Raw genomic sequence first — 7,694 nt, 5'->3', positions numbered from 1 at the left:
CCAGACCCCACCGACACCGCCTCCGGGCGGCCGATTCGCCGGGCCATCGGACCCGTTCTCCTGGGTGCCGGACCCCGGCGTTGTTCCCGGGCGCGCTGCCGGTGCGGTCGTGGATCAGCGCGGGTAGCCGATCCCCGCCAGGTCCTCGGCCGGCTCACCGAGGCGGCCCGGAACCAGCCCTTGCTCATCCCGGCAGCTCCGCTGTCTCCGACCAGCGCCGGGAGCAGGTGTAGGCGTGCCAGCCGGGGTCAGGGCAGACGACGGCTTCCAGGGCGGCCGGCGCACGGCAGTGGTCGCGCGGCTCGGTGATGCCGGGCAGCCGGCCGGCGACGGTGTGAACGGTCATGGCCACCATGGAAGCGGACACCACTGACAACGGGTCCGATGGCCCGGCGAATCGGCCGCCCGGAGGCGGTGTCGGTGGGGTCTGGTAGGAATTCGGTGTGAGCAGCGAGCAGGAGAAACCCGAGGCCGGAGCGGTCGAACCGCCCGAGCAGCTCGCGCTGATCCGGGAGACCGTCCGCACCGCGAACGTCCCCCGGGCCAAGCCCCGCACCTGGCGCGGCGCGGCCCTCGCCAAGGAGCTGCCGGTCGCCCGGGTCGTGGTCAACAAGGGCGTGCTCCATCTCGACCAGTTCTTCGACTACGCCGTCCCCGAGGAGCTGGACGAGGCCGCGCAGCCGGGGGTGCGGGTCCGGGTCCGGTTCGGGGCGGGCGCCCACCAGGTGCGCGGCGGCCGGCGCGAGGGCGGCCGGCTCATCGACGGCTTCCTGGTGGAGCGGCGCGCCGAGTCCGACTACGCCGGGCCGCTCGCCGCCCTCGCCGACGTGGTCTCACCCGAACCGGTGCTCAGCGCCGAGCTGCTCGGCCTCGCCCGCGCCGTGGCCGACCGGTACGCGGGCAGCCTCGCCGACGTACTCCAGCTCGCGGTGCCGCCCCGCAGCGCCCGCGCCGAGCGCCGCCCCTCGCCCGAGCCGCTGCCCCCGCCGCCCGCCCCGGAAGCCGGCAGCTGGAGCCGGTACGACCAGGGGGAGGCGTTCCTCGCCGCGCTCACCCAGGGCGCCTCGCCCCGCGCGGTCTGGAACGCGCTGCCCGGGCCGCACTGGGCCGACGAACTGGCCCGCGCCATCGCCGCCGCCCTCGCCTCCGGACGAGGCGCGCTGGTCGTCGTCCCCGACGGCCGGGCCGCCGCCCGGGTGGACGCCGCGCTCACCACCGCCCTCGGGGAGGGCCGGCACGCCCTGCTCACCGCCGAGGCCGGACCCGAGCGGCGGTACGCCCAGTGGCTCGCCGTCCGCCGGGGCGCGGTGCGGGCCGTCGTCGGCACCCGGGCGGCGATGTTCGCCCCGGTCAAGGACCTCGGACTGGTCGCCATCTGGGACGACGGGGACGGCAGCCACAGCGAGCAGCACGCCCCGCTGCCGCACGCCCGGGAGGTCCTGCTGCTGCGCGCCGCCCATGAGGGCTGCGGCTTCCTGCTCGGCGCCACCGGCTGCACCGTGGAGGCCGCGCAGCTGGTGCAGACCGGCTGGGCCCGCCCGCTGCTCGCCCCCCGCCACGAGGTCCGGGCCGCCGCGCCCCTGGTCCGCACCGTCGGCGACAACGAGCTGGCCCGCGACGAGGCCGCCCGCGCCGCCCGGCTGCCCACCCTGGCCTGGCAGGCCGTACGCGAGGGCCTGAAGACCGGCCCCGTGCTGGTGCAGGTGCCCCGCCGCGGCTATGTCCCTCGTCTCGCCTGCGAGCTGTGCCGCACCCCGGCGCGCTGCCGCCACTGCTCCGGCCCCCTGGAGGCCCCCGGGGGCCAGGACTCGCTGCGCTGCGGCTGGTGCGGGCGGGGCGCCCCCGACTGGCACTGCCTCACCTGCGGGGCGCCCCGGCTGCGCGCCCAGGTGGTGGGCGCCCGGCGCACCGCCGAGGAACTGGGCCGCGCCTTCCCCGCGGTGCCGGTGCGCACCTCCGGCCGCGACCACATCCTGGACACCGTGCCGGACCGGCCGGCCCTGGTCGTCAGCACCCCCGGCGCCGAGCCGGTCGCCGAGGGCGCCGGCTACGCGGCCGCGCTGCTGCTCGACGGCTGGGCCATGCTGGGCCGCCCCGACCTGCGGGCCGGGGAGGAGGCCCTGCGCCGCTGGATCGACGCCGCCGCGCTGGTACGCGGCCAGGACGACGGCGGCATGGTCGTGGTGGTCGCCGAGCCGACGCTCCGCCCGGTGCAGGCGCTGGTCCGCTGGGACCCGGTGGGCCACGCCCAGCGGGAGCTGGCCGAGCGCGCCGAGCTGGGTTTCCCGCCGGTCTCCCGGATGGCGTCCGTGACGGGCCGGCCGGAGGCGGTGGCGGCCTTTCTGGCGGGAGCCGAGCTGCCGGGAGACGCCGAGGTGCTGGGCCCCGTGCCGCTGCCGCCCCGCTCCCCGGGCGCCCCGCGCCGGACCGGCGACCCGCCGCCGGGCGAGGAGTGGGAGCGCGCCCTGCTGCGAGTACCGCCGGGCAGCGGGGCCGCCCTCGCCGCGGCGCTCAAGGCCGCGCAGGCGGGACGGCTGGCGCGGGGCGGCGACGACCCGGTGCGGGTCCGGGTGGACCCCCCGGACATCGGCTGAGCCTCGGCGGGCCGGGCGAGCGGAGGCGGGGCGGACCTCTGCCCTGTGCGTGGGGTGGGCGCGGCCCTGCTGTCGGCCGTGGCGGCGGCCCCGGGAGCGGCCGCCGAGCCCGCCGGTGTTCTCGCGCGGCCGGGGGTGTGCGGCTGCCGCCCGCCGGGGAGGAGGGGCGGGCGGCAGCCGGTCGGGGGGAGGTCAGCCGTTGCGCGGGGCGGGGAAGGCGCTGGGGCGGACGTCCTCGCGGAGCGTCCGGGTGGCGGCGGTGGGCTGCTGCGGCATGGGCATGGAGCGGGCGGCGGGGACGGTGGGCACCGTCCTGGTCCCCGGCTCACTCTGCTCGGGGCCGCCGGCGACCGGCTGCGGGGTCGGGCGGCGCGTGCCGTAGCGGCGGTGGACGGCCTGCTTGGTCACACCGAGGGCGGAGCCCACCGCGTCCCACGAGAAGCCGAGCGAGCGGTCGAAGTCCACCGCGGCGGTGACCAGGGTCTCGACGCTGTCGCGCAACTCCTGGGCGAGCCGGACCGTGGGGGCGGGGGCCCGGCCGTAGACGACGAAGCCCGTGGCGGGTCCCGATCGCCGCGGACGGTAGACATTGCCGAGCTGTGCGGTGAGCGTGCGCAATGCGTCCACCTGCCGGCGGACCCGCTCGATGTCCCGCACCAGCAGGTGCAGGCTCGCCCGGGCCTGGGCGTCGTGGGTTGCGTGGTCGGCCATGAGGAGCCTCTCGAACCGGCGTCGGAAAGGGGCGGGCCGCGCGCGGCGACCCTTGGTCGGTCAATCCGTCTTGACCAACGCGCCACGCTCGGCGGGGTCACGCTGCGGATGCGTATCCGCATATGCGAGTGCCCTCGGGCGGGCGGCGGCGGGGGGTTAGGCCGCCGGGCGGACCCGGTCGACGGCGGCGCAAGGCGCCCACCGCGGCGCGAGGCGCCCACCGCGGCGCGAGGCGCCCACCGCACTAGACTGGTGCGCTGCCCACCGCCGGACCAACAGACAGGCAGCCAGACCCCGATGAAGCTCGTCTTCGCAGGCACCCCCGAGGTCGCCGTTCCCGCCCTGGACGCTCTGATCGCCTCCGGGCGGCATGAGGTGGCCGCCGTTGTGACCCGGCCCGACGCGCCCGCGGGGCGGGGGCGGCGGCTGGTGGCCAGTCCGGTCGCGCAGCGGGCCGAGGAGGCGGGGATCGAGGTGTTGAAGCCGGTCCGGCCGCGGGACGAGGAGTTCTTGGGCAGGTTGCGGGAGATCGCGCCGGACTGCTGCCCGGTGGTGGCGTACGGCGCGCTGCTGCCCAAGGTCGCGCTGGACGTGCCGGCCCGGGGCTGGGTGAACCTGCACTTCTCGCTGCTGCCGGCATGGCGCGGCGCCGCTCCGGTGCAGCACTCGATCATGGCGGGGGACCAGACCACGGGCGCGTCGACGTTCCTGATCGAGGAGGGGCTGGATTCGGGGCCGGTGTACGGAGTGGTGACCGAGGACGTGCGGCACACGGACACGAGTGGGGACCTGCTGACCCGGTTGGCGTTCGCCGGGGCGGGGCTGCTCGCGGCGACCATGGACGGGATCGAGGACGGCACGCTCCAGGCGGTGCCGCAGCCGGCGGACGGGGTGAGCCTGGCGCCGAAGATCACCGTGGAGGACGCCCGGCTGGACTTCGCGGCGCCGGCGCTGCGGGTGGACCGGATGGTGCGCGGCTGCACCCCCGCGCCGGGGGCGTGGACGGTGTTCCGGGGGGAGCGGCTGAAGGTGGTGCAGGCGCTGCCGGTGCCGGAGCGGAGCGAGCTGGCACCGGGTGAGCTGGCGGTGGCGAAGAACAACGTGTGGGCCGGGACCGGGTCGCACGCGGTGGAGCTGCTGTGGGTGCAGCCGCAGGGCAAGAAGCCGATGCGGGGTGCGGACTGGGCGCGCGGGGTGCGGATCGCCCCCGGGGAGCGGCTGGGGGCCGGGGACGTAGGCTGAGAGGGTTCAGCCTTTTCGATCCGCGGAGCACCTTTTGAGCGAGCAGTCCCGTCGCCGTCCGTCCACGCCGTACCGCCGCCCCAAGAAGGACCCGGTGCGGATGCTCGCGTTCGAGGCGCTGAGGGCGGTGGACGAGCGCGACGCCTACGCGAACCTGGTGCTGCCGCCGCTGCTGCGCAAGGCGCGGGAGAACAACGAGGGGTTCGAGGCACGGGACGCGGCGCTGGCCACCGAGCTGGTGTACGGCACCCTGCGCCGGCAGGGCACCTATGACGCGGTGATCGCGGCCTGTGTGGACCGGCCGCTGCGCGAGGTGGACCCGCCGGTGCTGGACGTGCTGTCGCTGGGCGCGCACCAGTTGCTGGGTACGAGGATCCCGACGCACGCCGCGGTGTCGGCGAGCGTGGAGCTGGCCCGGGTGGTGCTGGGGGACGGGCGCGCCAAGTTCGTCAACGCGGTGCTGCGGCGGATCGCCCAGCGGGATCTGGACGGGTGGCTGGAAGAGGTCGCCCCGCCGTACGAGGAGGACGCCGAGGACCATCTGGCCGTGGTGCACTCGCATCCGCGGTGGGTGGTGTCGGCGCTGTGGGACGCGCTGGGAGGGGGCCGGGCGGGTATCGAGGACCTGCTGGAGGCGGACAACGAGCGGCCCGAGGTGACGCTGGTGGCGCGCCCGGGCCGGATCGGGCAGGACGAGCTGCTGGCGGCGGTCGGCGAGGACGCGCTGCCCGGGCGCTGGTCGCCGTACGCGGTGCGGCTGGCCGAGGGCGGCGAGCCCGGGGCGCTGGCGGCGGTCGCCGAGGGCCGGGCCGGGGTGCAGGACGAGGGCAGCCAGCTGGTGGCCGTGGCGCTGGCCAACGCCCCGCTGGAGGGGCCGGACGGGCGGTGGCTGGACGGGTGCGCCGGGCCTGGCGGCAAGGCGGCGCTGCTGGGTGCGCTGGCGGCACAGCGGGGCGCGCAGCTGGTGGCCGCGGAGAAGCAGCCGCACCGGGCGCGGCTGGTGGAGCGGGCGCTCGCGGGCAACCCCGGCCCGTACCAGGTGATCACCGCCGACGGCACCCGGCCGCCGTGGGTGCCGGGGTCGTTCGACCGGGTGCTGGTCGATGTGCCGTGCTCGGGGCTCGGGGCCTTGCGGCGCCGTCCGGAGGCGCGGTGGCGGCGGCGTCCGGAGGATCTGGAGGGCTTCGCTCCGTTGCAGCGCGCGCTGCTCACCGAGGCGCTGGCATCGGTACGGGTCGGCGGGGTGGTCGGGTACGCGACCTGCTCGCCGCATCCGGCGGAGACCCGGGCCGTGGTGGACGACGTACTCAAGCGCACCGGGGGCGCGGAGCTGCTGGACGCCCGGCCGCTGATGCCGGGGGTCCCGGCGCTGGGGGACGGCCCCGATGTGCAGCTGTGGCCGCATCTGCACGGTACGGACGCGATGTATCTGGCGCTGCTGCGGCGGACCGGCTGAGACTTCGCGAGAAAGTTCAGGGAAATCGGTCGGAGGATGTCGAGGACGCGCGGGCTGCTCCGTCCTCGGGGTGAAGGCGGCCACAATGGGCCGCACTCGGACCGAGGAGACCACGATGGCCAAGTACCTGCTGCTCAAGCACTACCGGGGCGCTCCGGCGGCGGTCAACGACGTGTCCATGGACCGCTGGACGCCGGAGGAGATCTCGGCGCACATCCAGTACATGAACGACTTCGCGGCGCGGCTGGTGGAGACGGGGGAGTTCGTCGGTGAGCAGGCGCTCTCGCCGGAGGGGATGTGGGTCCGCTACGACGGCGAGGGGCGGCCGCCGGTCACCGACGGGCCGTTCGCCGAGACCAAGGACCTCATCGCCGGCTGGATGATCATCGACGTGGACAGCCATGAGCGGGCCGTGGAGCTGGCCGGCGAGCTGTCGGCGGCTCCGGGCAAGGACGGGAAGCCGATCCACGAGTGGCTGGAGCTGCGCCCGTTCCTGACCGCGCTGCCGATCGTCACGGAGTGACCCGGCCGATGGACGAGGCCCTGCTCAGGGGGCTGGTGCCGGGTGTGCTGGGGATCCTCGTCCGCCGCGGAGCCGATTTCGCGGCGGCCGAGGACGCCGTGCAGGACGCCCTGGTGGAGGCGGTGCGGGTGTGGCCCGGGGAGCCTCCGCGCGACCCGAAGGGCTGGCTGGTGACGGTGGCCTGGCGCCGGTTCCTGGACGCGACCCGGGCGGATGCCTCGCGGCGGCGGCGCGAGGACCTGGTGGGGGAGGAGCCGGAGCCCGGGCCGGTGCCGGGGGCGGACGACACGCTCTGGCTGTACTTCCTGTGCGCCCATCCGTCGCTGACGCCCTCGTCCGCGGTGGCGCTCACCCTGCGCGCGGTCGGCGGGCTGACCACCCGGCAGATCGCCCGGGCCTATCTGGTGCCCGAGGCGACCATGGGGCAGAGGATCAGCCGGGCGAAGAAGACGGTCGCCGGGGTGGGGCTGGAGCGGCCCGGTGAGGTCGCCACCGTGCTGCGCGTGCTCTATCTGGTCTTCAACGAGGGGTACTCGGGCGATGTCGACCTGGCCGCCGAGGCGATCCGGCTCACCCGGCAGCTGGCGGCCGCGGTCGACCACCCCGAGGTGGCGGGGCTGCTCGCGCTGATGCTGCTGCACCACGCCCGGCGGGCCGCCCGTACCGCGCCGGACGGGGCGCTGGTGCCGCTCGCCGAGCAGGACCGCGGGCGCTGGGACACCGGGGCGATCGCCGAGGGCGTCGCCATTCTGCAGGCGGCGCTGGGCCGGGACCGGCTGGGCGAGTTCCAGGCCCAGGCCGCGATCGCGGCGCTGCACGCCGACGCGCCCACCGCCGGGGAGACCGACTGGCCGCAGATCGTGGAGTGGTACGACGAGTTGGTGCGGCTGACCGGCAGCCCGGTGGTCCGGCTGAACCGCGCGGTGGCCGTCGGCGAGGCGGACGGCCCCCGGGCGGGTCTGGCGGCGCTCGCGGAGCTGGACCCGGCGCTGCCGCGCTACCCGGCGGTGGCGGCGTATCTCCGCGAACGGGACGGCGACCCGGTGGCGGCGGCCCGGCTCTACGCCGAGGCGGCCCGCCAGGCCCCGAACCTCCCCGAGCGCGACCACCTGACCCGCCAGGCCGCCCGTCTCCACGCCCACCGGGAGGATTGACGAGACCCCGGTGG

7 protein-coding genes are annotated in these 7,694 nt (G+C 76.6%); 5 read left to right on the top strand and 2 right to left on the bottom strand.

The annotated features are described in order from the left end of the window. Positions 1 to 184 precede the first annotated feature (184 nt). Positions 185 to 346 carry a hypothetical protein gene (locus ABZ945_RS18725; protein ID WP_361270449.1) on the bottom strand — a complete coding sequence of 54 codons (162 nt, stop codon included), beginning with the start codon at positions 344 to 346 and terminating at the stop codon, positions 185 to 187. Between the two features lie 97 nt (positions 347 to 443). On the opposite strand from ABZ945_RS18725, the gene ABZ945_RS18720 reads away from it, so the two are divergent. After that, positions 444 to 2,594 carry a primosomal protein N' gene (locus ABZ945_RS18720; protein WP_361270446.1) on the top strand — a complete coding sequence of 717 codons (2,151 nt, stop codon included), beginning with the start codon at positions 444 to 446 and terminating at the stop codon, positions 2,592 to 2,594. Positions 2,595 to 2,786: 192 nt separating this feature from the next. Here ABZ945_RS18720 and ABZ945_RS18715 read toward each other — a convergent pair whose 3' ends face one another. Beyond that, positions 2,787 to 3,305 (bottom strand): hypothetical protein, encoded by a 519-nt coding sequence (locus tag ABZ945_RS18715; protein WP_361270444.1) that lies wholly within the window; start codon positions 3,303 to 3,305, stop codon positions 2,787 to 2,789. Positions 3,306 to 3,602: 297 nt separating this feature from the next. On the opposite strand from ABZ945_RS18715, the gene fmt reads away from it, so the two are divergent. From fmt to ABZ945_RS18695, 4 genes are all read left to right on the top strand, one after another. Continuing rightward, a complete protein-coding gene (gene fmt / locus ABZ945_RS18710) occupies positions 3,603 to 4,547 on the top strand; it encodes a methionyl-tRNA formyltransferase (RefSeq protein WP_361270442.1) in 945 nt (314 codons plus the stop codon). A 34-nt stretch (positions 4,548 to 4,581) separates the two neighbouring features. Beyond that, the gene (locus ABZ945_RS18705; RefSeq protein ID WP_361270439.1) at positions 4,582 to 6,003 is read left to right on the top strand and encodes a transcription antitermination factor NusB; all 1,422 of its coding nucleotides are present in this window, start codon (positions 4,582 to 4,584) and stop codon (positions 6,001 to 6,003) included. A gap of 115 nt (positions 6,004 to 6,118) precedes the next feature. Further along, a complete protein-coding gene (locus tag ABZ945_RS18700; RefSeq protein ID WP_361270436.1) occupies positions 6,119 to 6,526 on the top strand; it encodes a YciI family protein in 408 nt (135 codons plus the stop codon). A gap of 8 nt (positions 6,527 to 6,534) precedes the next feature. After that, positions 6,535 to 7,680, top strand: coding sequence for a DUF6596 domain-containing protein (locus ABZ945_RS18695; RefSeq protein ID WP_361270462.1), 1,146 nt, complete (start codon positions 6,535 to 6,537; stop codon positions 7,678 to 7,680). The last annotated feature ends 14 nt before the right edge of the window (positions 7,681 to 7,694 follow it).

The organism is Streptomyces sp. NPDC046887 (assembly GCF_040644755.1).
GTDB classification, from domain to species: Bacteria; Actinomycetota; Actinomycetes; order Streptomycetales; family Streptomycetaceae; genus Streptomyces; species Streptomyces lichenis.
Note: the sequence above shows the minus strand (reverse complement) of the source record. Positions and strands in the feature narration are given on the sequence as shown.